13 protein-coding genes and 2 tRNA genes are annotated in these 15,560 nt (G+C 67.9%); 6 read left to right on the top strand and 9 right to left on the bottom strand.

Going from position 1 to position 15,560, the window contains the following annotated elements; translation table 11 throughout:
* Window positions 1–4: 4 nt before the first annotated feature.
* Together BLQ10_RS01415 and BLQ10_RS01410 are read left to right on the top strand one after the other, a co-directional pair.
* Window positions 5–1,237 carry a multidrug effflux MFS transporter gene (locus BLQ10_RS01415; RefSeq protein ID WP_091557439.1) on the top strand — a complete coding sequence of 411 codons (1,233 nt, stop codon included), beginning with the start codon at window positions 5–7 and terminating at the stop codon, window positions 1,235–1,237.
* A 679-nt stretch (window positions 1,238–1,916) separates the two neighbouring features.
* Window positions 1,917–2,324 carry a hypothetical protein gene (locus BLQ10_RS01410; protein WP_091557437.1) on the top strand — a complete coding sequence of 136 codons (408 nt, stop codon included), beginning with the start codon at window positions 1,917–1,919 and terminating at the stop codon, window positions 2,322–2,324.
* Window positions 2,325–2,425: 101 nt separating this feature from the next.
* On the opposite strand, the gene BLQ10_RS01405 is transcribed toward BLQ10_RS01410, so the two are convergent.
* From BLQ10_RS01405 to BLQ10_RS01375, 7 genes are all read right to left on the bottom strand, one after another.
* Window positions 2,426–2,498 (bottom strand) — tRNA-Asn (locus BLQ10_RS01405).
* A 135-nt stretch (window positions 2,499–2,633) separates the two neighbouring features.
* Window positions 2,634–2,706 (bottom strand) — tRNA-Asn (locus BLQ10_RS01400).
* Between the two features lie 53 nt (window positions 2,707–2,759).
* Entirely contained in the window at window positions 2,760–4,709 is a 1,950-nt protein-coding gene (gene dnaG, locus BLQ10_RS01395) for a DNA primase (protein ID WP_091557434.1), read from the bottom strand.
* Between the two features lie 52 nt (window positions 4,710–4,761).
* Entirely contained in the window at window positions 4,762–6,060 is a 1,299-nt protein-coding gene (locus BLQ10_RS01390; RefSeq protein ID WP_175558432.1) for a deoxyguanosinetriphosphate triphosphohydrolase, read from the bottom strand.
* Complete coding sequence (dusB, locus tag BLQ10_RS01385; RefSeq protein ID WP_091557429.1) at window positions 6,044–7,222, bottom strand: tRNA dihydrouridine synthase DusB; 1,179 nt, start codon at window positions 7,220–7,222, stop codon at window positions 6,044–6,046. The genes BLQ10_RS01390 and dusB overlap by 17 nt, the downstream gene beginning before the upstream one ends.
* Window positions 7,223–7,322: 100 nt before the next feature.
* Window positions 7,323–8,762 carry a YibE/F family protein gene (locus BLQ10_RS01380; protein WP_091557426.1) on the bottom strand — a complete coding sequence of 480 codons (1,440 nt, stop codon included), beginning with the start codon at window positions 8,760–8,762 and terminating at the stop codon, window positions 7,323–7,325.
* Window positions 8,763–8,901: 139 nt separating this feature from the next.
* The gene (locus tag BLQ10_RS01375; RefSeq protein ID WP_254785344.1) at window positions 8,902–9,024 is read right to left on the bottom strand and encodes a BBE domain-containing protein; all 123 of its coding nucleotides are present in this window, start codon (window positions 9,022–9,024) and stop codon (window positions 8,902–8,904) included.
* Window positions 9,025–9,163: 139 nt separating this feature from the next.
* Here BLQ10_RS01375 and BLQ10_RS01370 point away from each other — a divergent pair, with 139 nt between their 5' ends.
* From BLQ10_RS01370 to BLQ10_RS01355, 4 genes are read left to right on the top strand one after another with little or no spacing between them, the layout of a single operon-like run.
* On the top strand, window positions 9,164–9,916 hold the full coding sequence (locus BLQ10_RS01370) for an alpha/beta hydrolase (RefSeq protein WP_091557936.1): 753 nt from the start codon (window positions 9,164–9,166) through the stop codon (window positions 9,914–9,916).
* The gene (locus BLQ10_RS01365) at window positions 9,916–10,728 is read left to right on the top strand and encodes a DUF1295 domain-containing protein (RefSeq protein ID WP_091557425.1); all 813 of its coding nucleotides are present in this window, start codon (window positions 9,916–9,918) and stop codon (window positions 10,726–10,728) included. The genes BLQ10_RS01370 and BLQ10_RS01365 overlap by 1 nt, the downstream gene beginning before the upstream one ends.
* Before the next feature lie 46 nt (window positions 10,729–10,774).
* Window positions 10,775–11,659, top strand: a complete 885-nt coding sequence (locus tag BLQ10_RS01360; RefSeq protein WP_091557422.1) for a lysophospholipid acyltransferase family protein — start codon at window positions 10,775–10,777, stop codon at window positions 11,657–11,659.
* Complete coding sequence (locus BLQ10_RS01355) at window positions 11,550–12,941, top strand: short-chain fatty acid transporter (RefSeq protein ID WP_302847268.1); 1,392 nt, start codon at window positions 11,550–11,552, stop codon at window positions 12,939–12,941. The genes BLQ10_RS01360 and BLQ10_RS01355 overlap by 110 nt, the downstream gene beginning before the upstream one ends.
* Window positions 12,942–13,057: 116 nt before the next feature.
* On the opposite strand, the gene BLQ10_RS01350 is transcribed toward BLQ10_RS01355, so the two are convergent.
* Both BLQ10_RS01350 and BLQ10_RS01345 read right to left on the bottom strand, forming a co-directional pair.
* The gene (locus tag BLQ10_RS01350; protein ID WP_091557420.1) at window positions 13,058–14,074 is read right to left on the bottom strand and encodes a GNAT family N-acetyltransferase; all 1,017 of its coding nucleotides are present in this window, start codon (window positions 14,072–14,074) and stop codon (window positions 13,058–13,060) included.
* 2 nt (window positions 14,075–14,076) lie between these two features.
* A complete protein-coding gene (locus tag BLQ10_RS01345; protein ID WP_091557417.1) occupies window positions 14,077–15,462 on the bottom strand; it encodes a glycine--tRNA ligase in 1,386 nt (461 codons plus the stop codon).
* Window positions 15,463–15,560 lie beyond the last annotated feature (98 nt).

Raw genomic sequence — 15,560 nt, 5'->3', positions numbered from 1 at the left:
TAGGATGGACCTCTGTGAGCACACCCCCAATCCCGGTGATTCCCTGAGCCGCCGTCGCAAATTCCTCTACATCCTGACGCTCGGCGCTTTGACCGCCCTCGGACCGTTCACGGTGGATCTCTACCTGCCGGCGTTCCCGGCCCTGGAAGAGAACCTTGGTGTTTCCGCGGCCGCCGTGCAGCTCACGCTGACCGGGACCACCGTGGGATTCGCACTGGGACAGTTGGTGGTGGGGCCGCTGAGCGACAAGTTCGGCCGGCGGATGCCCCTGATCCTCGCAACGGCGGTCCACATCACAGCTTCCCTGGGCGCCGCCCAGTCCACGGATATCGCCACGCTGGGTTTCTTCCGTGTCCTCATGGGCATCGGGGCCGCAGGAGGCGGTGTTGTGGCCATGGCCATGGTCCGCGACCTGTTCAGCGGCTACGCGATGGTGCGGATGTTCTCGCGGATGGCCCTAGTCAACGGCCTGGCCCCGATCCTGGCCCCGGTCATCGGCTCCCAGCTGCTGTTGCTGATGCCGTGGCCCGGCATCTTCTTGTTCCTGGCGGCCTACGGGACCTGCGTCATCATCGCGGCCGTGTTCGTGATCCGGGAGACACTGCCCCCGGAGCTGCGCGGAAAGACCGGACTGACCGTACGCCAGCGCTACAAAGTGCTGTTCTCCGACCGCATCTTCGTGGGCCTGCTCCTGGTGGGCGGCATGAACTTCGCGGGCCTCTTCACCTATCTCTCCGCGTCGCCGTTCCTGTTCCAGAATGTCTACGGCTTCACGCCCCAGCAGTACGGCCTGCTGTTCGGCATCAACTCCCTCGGCATCGTGGCCGGCGTCCAGACCAGCGCACGACTCGTCAGGCGGGTCCCGCCGCAATGGATTCTGGCCTGCTCCACGGCCTGGATGTTCCTCATGGCTGTCCTGATTGTCATCTTCGACCAGCTCGGCTTCGGACTCTGGGGCGTCCTGGTGCCGCTGTGGTTCTACATCCTCGGCGCCGGTTTCACCTTCCCCACCGTGCAGGTGCTGGCCCTGGCCAAGCATGGCGCCCAGGCAGGGACAGCTGCATCCCTGCTTGGTGCCGCGACGTTCATGATGGCGGGCCTGGTCTCCCCGGTGGTCGGCTGGCTCGGAATCGAATCCGCAACCCCCATGGGCGCGGTCCAGGCCGTTTGCATCCTGCTAGCAGCCGCTGCGCTGTGGCTGGTGGTGCGGCCCAGCACAGTGCCCGCATTCCAGTAACCGGGCCCAGCCGGGCTCCCGCTCCCCCGGCAGGACATGCCCATCCTTCGCGGCTCCCCCGGCGGGACATGCCCATTCTTCGCGGCTCCCCCGGCGGGACATGCCCATTCTTGGCGCCGGGGGCTGGGCATATCGGCACTATGTCCATGCGCCAGGACCAGCACTGAGCATGTCCGCCCGGGCACGTCAACAGCATTGGACACGTCCCCCCGGTTGCCTCGCTGAACGGACCACGGCGGGACATGCCCACTCGTCGCAGCTCCCCCGGCGGGACATGCCCATTCTTGGCGCCCGGAGGCTGGGCATATTGGCACTATGTCCATGCGCTAAGACCAGCATTGGACATGTCCCCCCGGGCACGTCAACAGCATTGGACATGTCCCCCCGGGCACGTCAACAGCATTGGACATGTCCCCCGGGCACGTCAACAGCATTGGACACGTCCCCCCGGTTACCCCAATGAACGGACCACGGCGGGACATGCCCACAGGTCGCAGCTCCCCGGAGGGACATGCCCATTCTTGGCGCCCGTGACTGGGCATATTGGCACTATGTCCATGCACCAGGACCAGCACTGAGCATGTCCCCCCGGGCACCGCAACCACGGCGACCCCTCACCGCCTGGCCCTGGTCCACTCGCACCCTGTTCGACGTCCCCGGCGGGCGATAAAGTTATTCCATGCCCCACAGGCAGGACCCCCAGCCTCTTCCGGCCACTTGGCAGCGGTGCGACGCCGGAATTCTGCCCCTGTGGTGGGAACGTCTGTGCAGTCAGACCAGTCCGCAGTCGGCAGCCCTGTACGCCTCCGGCCTGTTCACCGAAGACCGCCGCCGCCCGATTGCCCAGTGGTACAACCCGGCGTACGACTCCGCCCTCCTCGTGGCGCCGGAATCTTCCCCCGAATGGCCGGTGCAAAGGTTCGGCATCTTCTACGCGCCCCCCGGCGGCGGATTCACCCAGGTGCACTCGGCGCCGCATGAATGGCACCCGCGCGAGCCGCGGAAGTCCCCCACGGAGCTGGAGGCCTTCGAGGCCGCCGTGGCCGAGGCCCAGCGCTTCCTCCAGGTGGAAATGTACTTCGTCTGAGTCCGGCAATTGAAGCGCCCACGCCAGGGGTCCGGATCAACAAAAACGGAGCAATAAAAAAGGTCCCGCGGCTGGTTTTCACCGACCGCGGGACCTGTCCGCTCCTCCTGCTGGACTTGAACCAGCAACCCTTCGATTAACAGTCGAATGCTCTGCCAATTGAGCTAAGGAGGAATGAGGCAGGTATGACATTAGCAAACGTTTTGCCGGTAGGGAAATCGGCCGCGGGACCAGTGCCCGCCAGCCGCGCAATACCCCCTCCGGGTATAAAAAAGTCCCCGTTCCGGAACCCGGAACGGGGACTGCGCGCTCCTCCTGCTGGACTTGAACCAGCAACCCTTCGATTAACAGTCGAATGCTCTGCCAATTGAGCTAAGGAGGAATGAAGCGGGTATAAGCCTAGCAAACACCAGCCCGGGAAACGAAATCGGCGGCTCAGGCGTCCGAGCGCAGGGACCGCCGCTGCATCTCAAGTTGCATGAGTTCGCGATTCAGCCGCTGGAATTCCTCGGGATCGGCCGAGGCGTCCAGACGCTGCAACTGGCCCATCTTCTCGGCCTTGACCCGGGTGATCTGGAGCTCGAACAAACGCGCGAGAATGTCCTTGCAGTAGCGCAGCACACCTTCGGGCGTGTTGGCCGGCAGCGGCACCACCGCGAGTTCGGACACAAGCGGGCGCAGCGGCTCAGGGACCTCCTGCAGCAACTGCTCCACCCAGCGCACCGGATCCCCGGCAAACCCGAGTCCGGTGGCCCGGATGGCCTCGTGGATGGCGAGATAGGCGGGCGTGGAGAACCGCGCTTCCGAGAAGCGTTGCCACGTCTCGCCCTCGAGCATGCCGGGTTCCTGCAGCGCGACCTCGAGCGCCTGGCGCTCCATCGCCGCCACGGGGTCCCGGGGATCAGGCCGGTTGAAGGACGGGAGCACGGCCGACGGCGGCAAGGGGGCAACGCCCGGCCCCGTCCCGGCAAGACCGCGGCCGGACCCGGTGTGTCCCTGCCCGCCGCCCTGCCCATGGCCCTGGCCGCCGCCCGGCGGCGCCGAGGCAGCCTGCGCGGCACGCTTGGTGGCCGCACCGACAGCCCTGCTGACCTCCTCGACCGGCATCCCCAGCCAGCCGGCGAGTTCCCGGGCATAGGCCGGCCGGATGCCGGCGTCGCGGATCTGCGCCACCACAGGCGCGGATTCACGCAGGGCCGCGATCCGGCCCTCAACGGTGTCCAGGTTGTGCCGCTTCAGGGTGGCGCGGATGGCGAACTCGAACAGCGGCCGACGGCTCCCGATCAAGTCCCGGACCGCGGAGTCGCCCTTGGACTGGCGGAGCTCGCAGGGGTCTGCGCCGCTGGGTTCCACCGCCACGAAAGTTTGCGCGACAAACCGCTGGTCCTCTTCGAAGGCGCGCAGTGCCGCCTTCTGGCCGGCGGCGTCGCCGTCGAAGGTGAAGATGACCTCTCCCCCGCTGCCGTCGTCGGAGAGCAGCCGGCGGGCGATCTTGATGTGCTCGGTGCCGAAGGCGGTGCCGCACGTGGCCACCGCCGTCGGAATGCCGGCCAGATGGCAGGCCATGACGTCCGTATAGCCTTCCACCACCACCAGCTGGCGGTCCTTGGCGATGCTGCGCTTGGCGAGGTCGATTCCGTAGAGAACCTGGGACTTCTTGTAGAGCGCGGTTTCGGGGGTGTTCAGGTACTTCGGGCCCTGATCGTCCTCGTAGAGCTTGCGGGCGCCGAAGCCGATGGTGTCCCCGGCAATGTCCCGGATGGGCCACATCAGGCGGCCGCGGAACCGGTCGTAGATGCCCCGGTTGCCTTCGGAGAACATGCCCGTGAGCTTGAGTTCCGCATCGGTGTAGCCGCGGCCGCGGAGGTGCTTGAGCAGCGAGTCCCAGCCCTGCGGCGCGTAGCCCACACCGAACTGTTCCGCCGCCGCACGGTCAAAGCCCCGTCCGTAGAGGAAGTTGCGGCCCTCCGCCGCGCCAGGGGTGATCAGTTGGGCACGGAAGAATTCGTCGGCCACCTTGTGCGCGTCCAGCAGCCGCTGGCGCCGGCCGATGTCCTCCCGGTTGGGCCCGGAGCCGCCGTCCTCGTAATGGAGTTCGAAACCGATCCGGTGGGCCAGCTTTTCCACGGCCTCGTGGAAGGTGGTGTGGTCCAGCTTTTGGACGAAGGAGATCACGTCGCCGTCCTCCCCGCAGCCAAAGCAGTGGTACCGGCCAACCTGGGGGCGGACCGTGAAGGAGGGTGAGCGCTCGTCGTGGAAGGGGCACAGGCCCTTGTAGGACCCCAGCCCGGCTCCCTTGAGCGTCACATAGCCATCGACGACTTCCTTGATGTCAGTGCGCTGGCGTACTTCATCGATGTCTTCGCGTTTGATCAAGCCGGCCACAGTGCCATCCTAGTCCCCGGGTACGACGCCGACGGGCCGGCCACGGTGGCGGTCACCACAGCGACGGCAGGCTGCCCACGAGGCGCTCGTACATGGCCAGCGCCGAGCCGTCCGTCAGCGAGGCGACCTGATCGATGACCACACGCAGCCGCGCGGCGTCGTCCGCGGCATCGAGCCAGTCGGCGGCGAACATGGGCTCCAGGTGGCGGTCCCCCGTGGCGCTGAGCGCGGTGACGAGGGCATGCAGGACCTCGCGCTGGCGCTCGTAGATGGGCTGCCGGTGTTCGGTGGTCATCACGAAGGTGGTGGCCAGGCCCTTCATCACCGCGATTTCCATGACGGTCTCATCCGGGACGATCAGCTCCGCGTTGTAGCGGGTCAGGTTCTCCGGGCCGTAAACAGTGCGCGTGGCCTCCAGCGCACTCTGGCAGAAGCGGCCGATGAGCTGGCTGGTCATGTCCTTGAGCGCCGCCATGGCCTTGCGGCTGCCGTCGGCCTCGCGCACCCAGACGTCCGTGGCCTCCAGCCGGGCCAATGCGGCGTCGATCGCGGCGGGGTCGTTGTGCGGCAGGTACCACTGCTTGGCGTAGCCGACGACGCGGGCGCGGTGGTCCGGGTTGTCCATCCAGCGCAGTTGGAAGTGGCCTGCGACGATCGCGTCCTCGACGTCGTGCACCGAGTAGGAGATATCGTCCGCCAGGTCCATGACCTGCGCTTCGAGGCAGGACCGGCGTTCCGGGGCGCCGTCGCGGATCCAGTCGAAAATGGGGAGGTCGTCCTCGTAGGCGCCGAACTTGCTGGTGCGCTCCCCGTGGATGACCGGCGCGTTCACGGCGGACCAGGGGTACTTGGCGGCGGCATCGAGGCTCGCCCGGGTCAGGTTCAGGCCGGCCGGCCGGCCGTCGGCGGCAAGAACCTTTGGCTCCAGCCGGGTCAGCAGCCGCAGCGTCTGGGCGTTGCCCTCGAAGCCGCCGATCCCATGGGCCACCTCGTTGAGGGCCGCTTCGCCGTTGTGGCCGAAGGGCGGGTGGCCGAGGTCATGGCTGAGGCACGCGGTGTCCACGACGTCGGGGTCGCAGCCGAGCGCGCGGCCCAGCTCGCGGCCCACCTGGGCAACTTCGAGGCTGTGGGTGAGCCGGGTCCGGACGAAGTCGTCAGTATCCGGCGCCACCACCTGGGTCTTCGCCCCGAGCCGGCGCAGCGCCGAGGAGTGCAGGACCCTCGCACGGTCGCGCTCGAAGTCCGAACGGTAGGTGCTCTTGGGCGGCTCTTCGACCCATCGGGCGCAGTCGCGGGCGGTGTAGCCGTCCAGGACGGGGGCGGTGGTCCGGGTCTCAGCCACCGGAGACATCCAGTTCGGCGAAGGAGATGTCGCGGGTCTGCGCGTCATCCAGCGTCCGGTTCAGCAGCCAGTCCTTCGGCAGCGCAGGCTTTTTCGGAGAGCCGGCGCGGCCGCGCGGGCCCTCGGCGTCGACCCCGGGATACGGCGAGTCGAGGTCCAGCTGGTCCAAGGTCCCGCGCAGCACCTCGAGGCTGGTGACGAGAGCCAGCTTGGTCCGCAGTTCGCCGCCGACCACGTAGCCCTTGAAGTACCAGGCAATGTGCTTGCGGATTTCGCGCAGGGCCTTGCCCTCGTCCCCGAACGTCTCGACCATGAGCTCGGCGTGCCGGTACACGCTTTCGGCCACCTGGCGCAGATCCGGCCGGTGGCGCTGGTCGCTGCCTTCGAACGCGGCCATGAGATCGCCGAACAGCCAGGGCCTGCCCTGGCAGCCGCGGCCGACGACGACGCCGTCCACACCTGTTTCGCGGACCATCCGGACCGCGTCTTCGGCGGACCAGATATCTCCGTTGCCGAGGACGGGAATGTCCGGCAGGGCCTCGCGCAGCCGGGCAATGGCGGACCAGTCGGCCTGGCCGGAATAGAACTGTGCGGCCGTGCGGCCGTGCAGTGCGACGGCGGCGACGCCGGAATCGCGGGCAATCCGGCCGGCGTCGAGGTAGGTCAGGTGGTCCTCGTCGATGCCCTTGCGCATCTTGATGGTCAGCGGGACGTTGCCCCTGGAGGCTTCCTTCACCGCGGTCTGGACGATCGAGGTGAAGAGGTCAATCTTCCACGGCAGGGCCGAGCCGCCGCCGCGCCGGGTCACCTTGGGCACGGGGCAGCCGAAGTTGAGGTCGATGTGGTCGGCCCGGTCCTCCTCGACCAGCATGCGGACGGCCTGGCCGACGGTCACCGGGTCCACACCGTAGAGCTGGACGGAGCGGACTTTCTCGTCGTCGTCGTGCGAAATGATGCGCAGCGATTCCGGCGTGCGCTCCACGAGGGCGCGCGAGGTGACCATCTCCGCCACATACAGGCCGCCGCCGTATTCACGGCACAGCCTGCGGAAGGCGGAGTTGGTGATACCCGCCATGGGAGCCAGGATCACGGGGGTGTCCACCGTGATCGGGCCCAGCTTCAGGGGCGGGAGTTCCAGCTTGGGGGCGGGAGGCGTTGCTACAACAGTCACCCGACCATTGTCTCAAAGACGGGCAAATCGGCCCGGTCCGGCTCCGGCTATGTGGAAATGCCCGGTTATGTGGAACCTTTCGGGTGCCGCAGGGTCCGCGTCAGCCGCGCAGGGCGGCACGCCGCCCGCGGCGTGTCGCAGGACCGGCACCGGCGTCGTCTGGCGCGCTCCAGTCGGGCTGGCCGACTGCAGACGAGCCGCCGTCGGCCGCCACGCCTGCGAGCGCGGCGCCGGCGTCGGACCCGACCCAGTCGGGCGCGCCGACCGCAGGCGCGCCGGCCTTGACCGCGCTGTCCCTGATTCCGGTGGCCTTGACCACCAGCACGGCGATGAGGGTGGTGACCGGCACGGCGAGGACGAGCCCCACTGAACCGACCAAGGTGCGGATGACTTCCTCGGAGAGTTCCGCGCTGGTGAGGGCGTCCCCGAGGGGCCGCTCGTAGAGCATGACCAGGATCAGGACCGGCAGGGCCGCGCCGGCGTAGGCAAACGCGATGGTGTAGACCGTGGAGGCGATGTGGTCCCGGCCGATCCGCATCGCGGACGTGAAGAGTTGCCGGGCACTGGTTTCGGGGGCGAGTTCCCACAGTTCCCAGACTGCCGACGACTGCGTGATGGTGACGTCGTTCAGCACGCCGAGACCGGAAATGATCAGCCCGCACAGGATGATGCCGGAGATTGAGATGTTGTCCGAAATGTTGGTGAGGGTGGCGGCGTCGTGGCTGCCCACGCCGGCGAGGTTCGCGGCGTCGGTGGCCCAGGCCGCCAGCAGCGCGGTGATCGCGAGGCCAAACATCGTCCCGAGCAGCGCCGTCGACGTGCGGGCGGAGAAGCCGTGGGCGAAGTACAGCACGCCGATCATGATCACCGTGGACCCCACGAGCGCCAGGAGCAGCGGCGGCTTTCCCTCGACCAGCCCGGGCAGCATGAACGAAACAAGCACGACGTACGCGCCGACAAGTCCGATCAGCGCCCGCAGGCCGCGCCAGCGCGCCACCGCGATCACGACGACGGCGTAGAGCACCGCCAGGAAGATGATGGGCAGTGTCCGGACAAAGTCGACGAAGACATAGGCCGGCGCGCCCTGGCCGGCGGCGCCCTGCACCTTGGAGAGATTCAGGTAGCGGATGTCGTCCCCGGGCTTCACGCCGTGGGACTTCGCGACGTCAGGGTTGATGACCACCTTTACCGGGTTGCCGCCCTTGTCCGGCTCGGTGTAGGCGAAAGTGCATTGCGAACCCTCGTTCGGGGGCTGCGCGGTGGCGTCACCGCTTGCCTGGGCATCCGAGCAGCTGCCGACGGCGACCCGCTGGATCTTGCCGGTGTCAAACGTCACGCCCGGGGCCGCCGCATAGGGGCTGGCCAGGGTGATGCCGTCCTTGCTTCCCGACGGCCACATGAAGGCCATGGCCGCCAGGGTCAGCAGCGTCAGCGGGATCAGGATGCCAGCCAGGATCCAGTTGGCCTTCCTCCGTGCCGCCAGCATGCGTGGTGTCGGCTCCGGATGTTCGGTGTGGGAATGCGAGTGTCCGGCGCCCATCAGCAGTTCAACCTCATGCCGAAAACCTTACGGCGTGGGCGGGGCCGCCCTCGACGGATGACGGGGCACGCCGTGCACGTCCGGCGTGCCCCGGTGCCCCGGTGTGCCGGCGTGCCGGCGTGCCGGCCGGACGTCCAGGTTATGCGGGCGCGATGTTCTGGTTCACGTGAAAAAGGTTCTGCGGATCGTACTTGGCTTTGACTTCCAGCAGCGGCTTGTAGTTCGGCCCGTAGTTTTCCGCGACCGGGGCTTCCCCCGTCAAGGGGCCCAATGCCGGCCGCACCCATCACCGGGGGCGCCGGCTCCGAATCCACACTAGGCACCATCTGCCTTGACGGGCGGAGGTTGCAACCTAGGGTTGGTTATTGACGGACGAAGGACGGAAGGACACACGCATGGCCATGCGTAAACTAGACGACCGCGAGCCGGGGGCGGCCCGTTCCGGGCCTGCCGCCAAGGCCGTGCTGAGAATCGCCGAAGCCGCCGGGGAGACCCGCGCAGTCGTCTTGATCCTGCACGGCGGGCGGGCCGACAGCTACGACGCGGTCCGCGGCCGGCACCTGAGCCCGGCCCGGATGCGGCCCTTCGCCCGGGCACTGCACAGGCAGGGCGGCCGGCACGGGCTGGCCGTGTGGACCCTGCGCAACCGGTACCGCGGCTGGAACGGGGAGGACATGTCCCCCGTTCAAGATGCCCGCTGGGCGCTCGCCCGGATCAGCCAGGACCATCCCGGCGTGCCGGTGTACCTGCTGGGCCACTCCATGGGCGGTCTCACGGCACTGTGCGTGGCCGACGACCCGCAGGTCGAGGCCGTCGTCGCACTCGCCCCGTGGATTAATCACAAAACCCCGGTCCAACCGGTCGCTGGCCGCCGGGTCCTGATTGTCCACGGCGCCGAGGATCACTGGACAAGTCCCGCCAACTCGCTCGCGTACGCCCGGCGCGCCGAGGGCGTTGCGGAATCCGTGGACTACGTTTCCCTCAAGAGTGCCGGGCATTTCATGCTTACCCGGGTGGGGCTGTGGAACTCCCTCGCCAACGGCTTCGTCTTGGATGCCTTCGGCGAGGCCACGGGAGCCGATGTCTCCGGCGCCACAGACGCCTTCCGCAGCGCCCTGCCAGCGGCCGGAACACCCCTCCCGGTGGTGTTGTGATGCCGCCGTTCCCGCTTCATGCCTTCCTTTCCAGCCTGCCGTGGGTCGTTGCGGGACTCGTGGTCCTGCTGGCAGTTACCTTCGCGGTTGCCGTGCGGCAGAACCGGCACTCCATCATCGACACCGTCTGGGGCCTCGGCTTCGTGGTGGTGGCCGGCATCTCCTGGGTGCTCTCCGCCGGATACGGCGACGCCGGCCGGCGGCTGCTGCTCCTTGTCCTGGTCGCCGTCTGGGGCATCCGCCTCGCCGTCCACATCGGGCTCCGTGCACGGGGCGGCCACGAGGACCCGCGCTATGTGGACATGCTCTCCGCAGCACCCCGAACACGCAACGTCTACGCCCTGCGGCGGGTCTACCTGCCCCAGGGGGCGGTGATGTTCTTCGTCTCACTCACCATCCAGGTCGGCATGTTCGCCACCGGAAGCCTGGGCTGGCTTGCCTTCCTCGGCGTCCTGCTCTGGATCCTTGGCTTCGTGTTCGAAACGGTCGGGGACTGGCAGCTGACGCAGTTCAAGGCCGATCCCGCCAAGCGCGGCACCGTCCTCAACACCGGTCTGTGGCGCTACACCCGCCACCCGAACTACTTTGGCGACGCCGCCGTCTGGTCCGGGCTCTTCCTCGTGGCCGCCGATTCCTGGCCGGGCGTGCTGACCATCCTCTCCCCCGCCCTGATGATCTGGACTCTCGCCGGCAAGACAGGCAAGCCGCTGACAGAAAAGGCAATGTCCGCACGGCCCGGTTACAAGGAATACATCGAATCCACCTCCGGGTTCCTGCCCTTGCCGCCCCGGCGGCGGGTGGGCGGGCACTGACATGCGAGGCCCCGGACACGCCCGGCCTGCCCCGAGCTGGCGGTCCATGAAGTGGCGGCCGGAACCCAGCGACCGCTTCTACCGTTTCATCGTCCGCACCGGGCTGGTTCTGCGCTGGCTGTTCCGGATCCGCGTCCTCATCACAGGCCGGGAGCACCTGCCCCAGCCCGGGCCGCTCAACGATTCCCGCAATGCTTCAGCCCGAGGCGCTCCCGCCCGCAGTCCTGGCCGCCGCGGCCCCTCCCGCCCGGTGGTGCCCGGCCAGGGTGCCGTGGTCGCGATCACGCACTTCGGCTACCTCGACTTCGCCTTTGCCGAGATGCTGCTGTGGTGCCACAACCGGGCCCAGCTGCGTTTCCTTCTCACGCAGGGAGCCGCCGACCACTGGTTTGCCGGGCCCGCGGTCAGCGCTGCCGGGCACGTCGTGGTCGGGTACGGGTCGGGAGCCCACGCCTACGACGCCGCCGTCGCCCGGCTGAGGGAGGGCGAGTACATCGCCGTCCTGCCCGAGGCCGGTGTGAGCCGCAGCTTCACGGTGCGCGAATGCAAGACCGGTGCCGTGCGGATGGCCGCCGAGGCCGGCGTGCCGATCATCCCGGTCTCCATCTGGGGCGCCCACCGGCTGATGACCCGCCACCACCCCTTCTCCCCGCGGCGCGCCTGGCGTGCCCCGGTCCGCATCCATGTGGGCGAGCCGATCCTTCCGGGCTCGATCCCGGGCCCGGCCGACGACGCCCGGCCGGCCACGGCGCGCCTGGCCAAGACGCTCCAGGCCGGGATCGACGCCGGCATCGCCGACTTCCCCCTAGAGCCCGCGCCCGGTGCCTGGTGGATGCCGGCCGGGCTCGGCGGCGGCGCCCCGACGGAGGAGGAACGGCGCCGGCTCGACGAGGCCGACGGTCCGCGGCGCGCAGGTACCAGACGCCGATAAGCCTGGTTTCCAGGCCATCGCTGACTCGTTCGGCAACGGCTTCTGGGACTTGACAGCCTTCACCCTGCAGATGGCCATGGTGGTCCTGACCGGCTACGTCGTGGCCACCTCCCCGCCGGTGGCGAAACTGATCAACAGGCTTGCCCTCATCCCGTCAACCGCACGGACCGCGGTGAGCTTCGTGGCGCTGATGTCGATGTCCGTCTCCTTCCTCAACTGGGGGCTCAGCCTGATCTTCGGCGGGCTGCTGGCACGGGCCATTGCCCGCCGCAAGGACCTGACCGTGGATTACCGCGCACTCGGCGCCGCCGCTTTCATGGGCCTCGGCGCCGTCTGGGCGCTCGGGTTGTCCTCCTCCGCCGCGCAGCTGCAGGCCACCGCCGCATCGCTGCCGCCAGCGTTGCTGAAAATCACCGGCATCCTGGACTTCGGCACCACGATCATTACCTGGCAGTCGCTGCTGACACTGGCCATCCTGATGGCCCTCACCACCGTGATTGCCCACTTCTCTGCGCCCCAGGGCGGCTCGATCCGCACCGCCGAGGACCTCGGAGTCGACCTGGATGATGAACCCAGCGAGCCCGCGCCGCGTTCCCGGCCGGGCGAATGGCTCGAATACAGCAAGGTCCTGCCGATTCTGGCCGGCGTCCTCACGCTCGGCTGGCTCATCTCGCAGTTCCTCACCAAGCCTTTCCTCAGCGTGGTCAGCAGCCTCAACGGCTACCTGCTGGTGTTCCTCATCCTGGGCCTGGTCCTGCACGGGACGCCGCGGAACTTCCTGCAGGCGGTTACCAAGGCGGTCCCTGCCACCGCGGAAATCCTTGTCCAGTTCCCGCTCTACGCCGCGATGGCCGCGATCCTGACCACGGCCACCGGGAACGGCGGGATGACCCTCTCCGCGCACCTGGCCGAGTTCTTCTCGGACATCGGCGGCAATGGCGCGTTCGCCGTCGTCATTGCGCTGTACACCGCCCTGCTGGGCCTCCTGGTGCCGTCCGGGGGCGGCAAATGGCTCGTGGAAGCGCCGTACGTGATGCAGGCCGCCACGGACGTCAACATGAACCTCGGCTGGACCGTGCAGATCTACAACATCGCCGAGGCACTGCCGAACCTGGTCAACCCGTTCTTCATGCTGCCGCTGCTCGCAGTGCTGAGGCTGCGCGCCAGGGACCTGGTGGGCTTCACTTTCCTGCAGTTCATCTTCCACCTGCCAGTGGTCCTGCTGCTCGTCTGGCTGCTGGGCATGACCTTCGACTTCGTGCCGCCGGCGATCCCCAAATAACTGTGCCGGACAATAACCGGGCTGGACATTAACTGGGAAAAACGCAAACTGACCCGCAGCTGCGGCCGTTATCACGCTTCATAACGGCCGCAACTGCGGGTCAGTTGGGTTAAGGCTTACGCCGGGTCGGAGACGACCAGCGTTTCGGAGCCCTGGACATGGGCTTTGCCGCTCTCGAACAGCGGTTCGACGACGGCGCGCAGGGCCGTCATCGCGTCGTCCAGTTCCAGCATCACCGGGTGCTGGTAGGCGATCAGGGCCAGAAGGTCCCGGACGGCGGCCCGGGCTTGATCCGCGTCGAGCGTGGGTTCGTGTCCGAGGAACACCTCAGTAGGCCCAGTAGGGCCGGCCGAGCCGGCAGCACCGACACCGTCGGCGGCGTCGGCCCCCGGAATTCCCTGGGCGTAGCTGATGGCGAACCCCTCCAGCCGGCCCTTCCGGCTCGCCGCGATGCCGTGCCCGAAGGCACTGGCCTTCGGCGCCCGCAACACGATCGCTCCGTGGGCGCCGCTGAGATCGTCCAGGAACAAGCGCTGCACCATGGCGACGCTCAACTCCCCCGGGCTGTCCCAGCCGTGCACCGCCGTGTAGTAGCGTCCCACGACGTCGCTGAGCTCCACCGAACCCGTGGCCAGGTCTTCGACCTGGTCGGTGGCCGCCGACTCGGAACCGTCGCCGAACACCGGCAGCTTGAGCGGCGCCGGGTCAACGACGACCAGGCGGGAACGCTGGATCGGGGCCAGGCCCGCGGCCTCGGCAAACGCCGCCCCGGGGGTGCCCGGCTCCACCTTGCAGCGGAGCTTGGCGACTCCCGACGGCGCCTGGGCGGCCTCATGCCGGAGCATGGTCAGCAGCGTGGACCCGAGGCCGGCGCGGCGGTGGTCCCGGGCGACCTCGACATACGCCCAGAGCCGTTCCGGGTGCAGCGAGGCCGCGTGGACCACGGCAGCCGCCACGGGAATGGCGACGCCGTCCACGACGTCCTCGGCCACGATGCAGCGGCGCCACGGGGAATTGCCCGAGGGCGCCAGCGTGCCGCGGAACTGTCCGGCCTGGACCGTCTCGGGACCGCCCCAGATTTCCAGCAGCGCGAGGTCGTCGCCGTCGCGCCATTCCCGGTATGCAATGGCCATGATCAGGCGCCGATCAGCCGGGCGGCCAAGTAACCCTCCACCTTGTCCAGGGAAACGCGTTCCTGGCTCATGGTGTCGCGTTCGCGGATGGTGACGGCCTGGTCGTCCAGGGTCTCGAAGTCCACGGTGATGCAGAACGGGGTGCCGATCTCGTCCTGGCGGCGGTAGCGGCGGCCAATGGCGCCGGCGTCGTCGAACTCGATGTTCCAGCTCTTGCGCAGCTGGGCTGCGAGGTCCTTGGCCTTCGGGGACAGGTCCTCGTTGCGGCTCAGCGGCAGCACAGCTGCCTTCACCGGGGCCAGGCGCGGATCAAGCTTGAGCACGGTGCGGATGTCCACGCCGCCCTTGGCGTTGGGGGCCTCGTCCTCGGTGTAGGCATCGATCATGAAGGCCATGAACGAGCGGGTGAGGCCGGCGGCGGGCTCGATCACGTACGGGGTGTAGCGCTCGTTGGTGGCCTGGTTGAAGTAGCTCAGGTCCGCACCGGAGGCCTTGGCATGGGTGGAGAGGTCAAAGTCGGTGCGGTTGGCGATGCCCTCGAGCTCGCCCCACTCCGAGCCCTGGAAGCCGAACCGGTATTCGATGTCGGTGGTGCCCTTGGAGTAGTGGCTGAGTTTGTCCAGCGGGTGCTCGAAGTAGCGCAGGTTCTCTTCGCGGATGCCCAGGCCCGTGTACCAGGACATGCGTTCCTTCATCCAGTACTCGTGCCACTGCTCGTCGGTGCCGGGCTCGACGAAGAATTCCATCTCCATTTGCTCGAACTCGCGGGTGCGGAAGATGAAGTTGCCCGGCGTGATCTCATTGCGGAAGGACTTGCCGATCTGGCCGATGCCGAACGGCGGCTTCTTCCGCGACGTGGTCAGGACGTTGCCGAAGTTCACGAAGATGCCCTGGGCCGTTTCGGGCCTCAGGTAGTGCAGGCCTTCCTCGCTGGCGACGGGGCCGAGGTAGGTCTTGAGCAGGCCGGAGAATTCGTGAGGCTCCGTCCACTGGCCGCGCGTGCCGCAGTTGGCGCAGGCGATGTCCTTGAGGCCGTTCTCGGCAGGACGGCCCTTCTTCTCCTCGTACTCTTCCTCGAGGTGGTCCGCGCGGTAGCGCTTGTGGCAGGACAGGCACTCCACCAGCGGGTCGGAGAAGACATCGACATGGCCGGAGGCCTCCCAGACCTGGCGGGGAAGGATGACGGAGGAATCCAGGCCTACGACGTCTTCGCGGCCGCGGACCACGGACTGCCACCACTGGCGCTTGATGTTTTCCTTGAGCTCGGCGCCGAGCGGGCCGTAGTCCCAGGCAGAACGGGAGCCACCATAGATTTCACCGGCCTGGAAAACGAATCCCCGGCGCTTGGCGAGGGAAATGATCTGGTCGAGGACGGATTTTGCTGCCATGGGAACTCCAATTTTCTACAGGGCCGCTGGGTGCGGTCCGCGGTGTCAGCCCCGGGTCACCGGCTGGTAGCCGGAAGGGGGAAACGAACAGTGCGATG

This window comes from Arthrobacter sp. ok362 (assembly GCF_900102785.1).
GTDB lineage: Bacteria > Actinomycetota > Actinomycetes > Actinomycetales > Micrococcaceae > Arthrobacter.
Note: the sequence above shows the minus strand (reverse complement) of the source record. Positions and strands in the feature narration are given on the sequence as shown.

Bases quoted from the DNA above. Each gene is read 5' to 3' on its own strand.
- BLQ10_RS01415 (WP_091557439.1), top strand. From the start codon at position 5: ATGGACCTCTGTGAGCACACCCCCAATCCCGGTGATTCCCTGAGCCGC.
- BLQ10_RS01410 (WP_091557437.1), top strand. From the start codon at position 1,917: ATGCCCCACAGGCAGGACCCCCAGCCTCTTCCGGCCACTTGGCAGCGG.
- BLQ10_RS01390 (WP_175558432.1), bottom strand. From the start codon at position 6,060: ATGTCTCCGGTGGCTGAGACCCGGACCACCGCCCCCGTCCTGGACGGC.
- BLQ10_RS01380 (WP_091557426.1), bottom strand. From the start codon at position 8,762: ATGGGCGCCGGACACTCGCATTCCCACACCGAACATCCGGAGCCGACA.
- BLQ10_RS01370 (WP_091557936.1), top strand. From the start codon at position 9,164: ATGCGTAAACTAGACGACCGCGAGCCGGGGGCGGCCCGTTCCGGGCCT.
- BLQ10_RS01365 (WP_091557425.1), top strand. From the start codon at position 9,916: ATGCCGCCGTTCCCGCTTCATGCCTTCCTTTCCAGCCTGCCGTGGGTC.
- BLQ10_RS01360 (WP_091557422.1), top strand. From the start codon at position 10,775: ATGAAGTGGCGGCCGGAACCCAGCGACCGCTTCTACCGTTTCATCGTC.
- BLQ10_RS01350 (WP_091557420.1), bottom strand. From the start codon at position 14,074: ATGGCCATTGCATACCGGGAATGGCGCGACGGCGACGACCTCGCGCTG.
- BLQ10_RS01345 (WP_091557417.1), bottom strand. From the start codon at position 15,462: ATGGCAGCAAAATCCGTCCTCGACCAGATCATTTCCCTCGCCAAGCGC.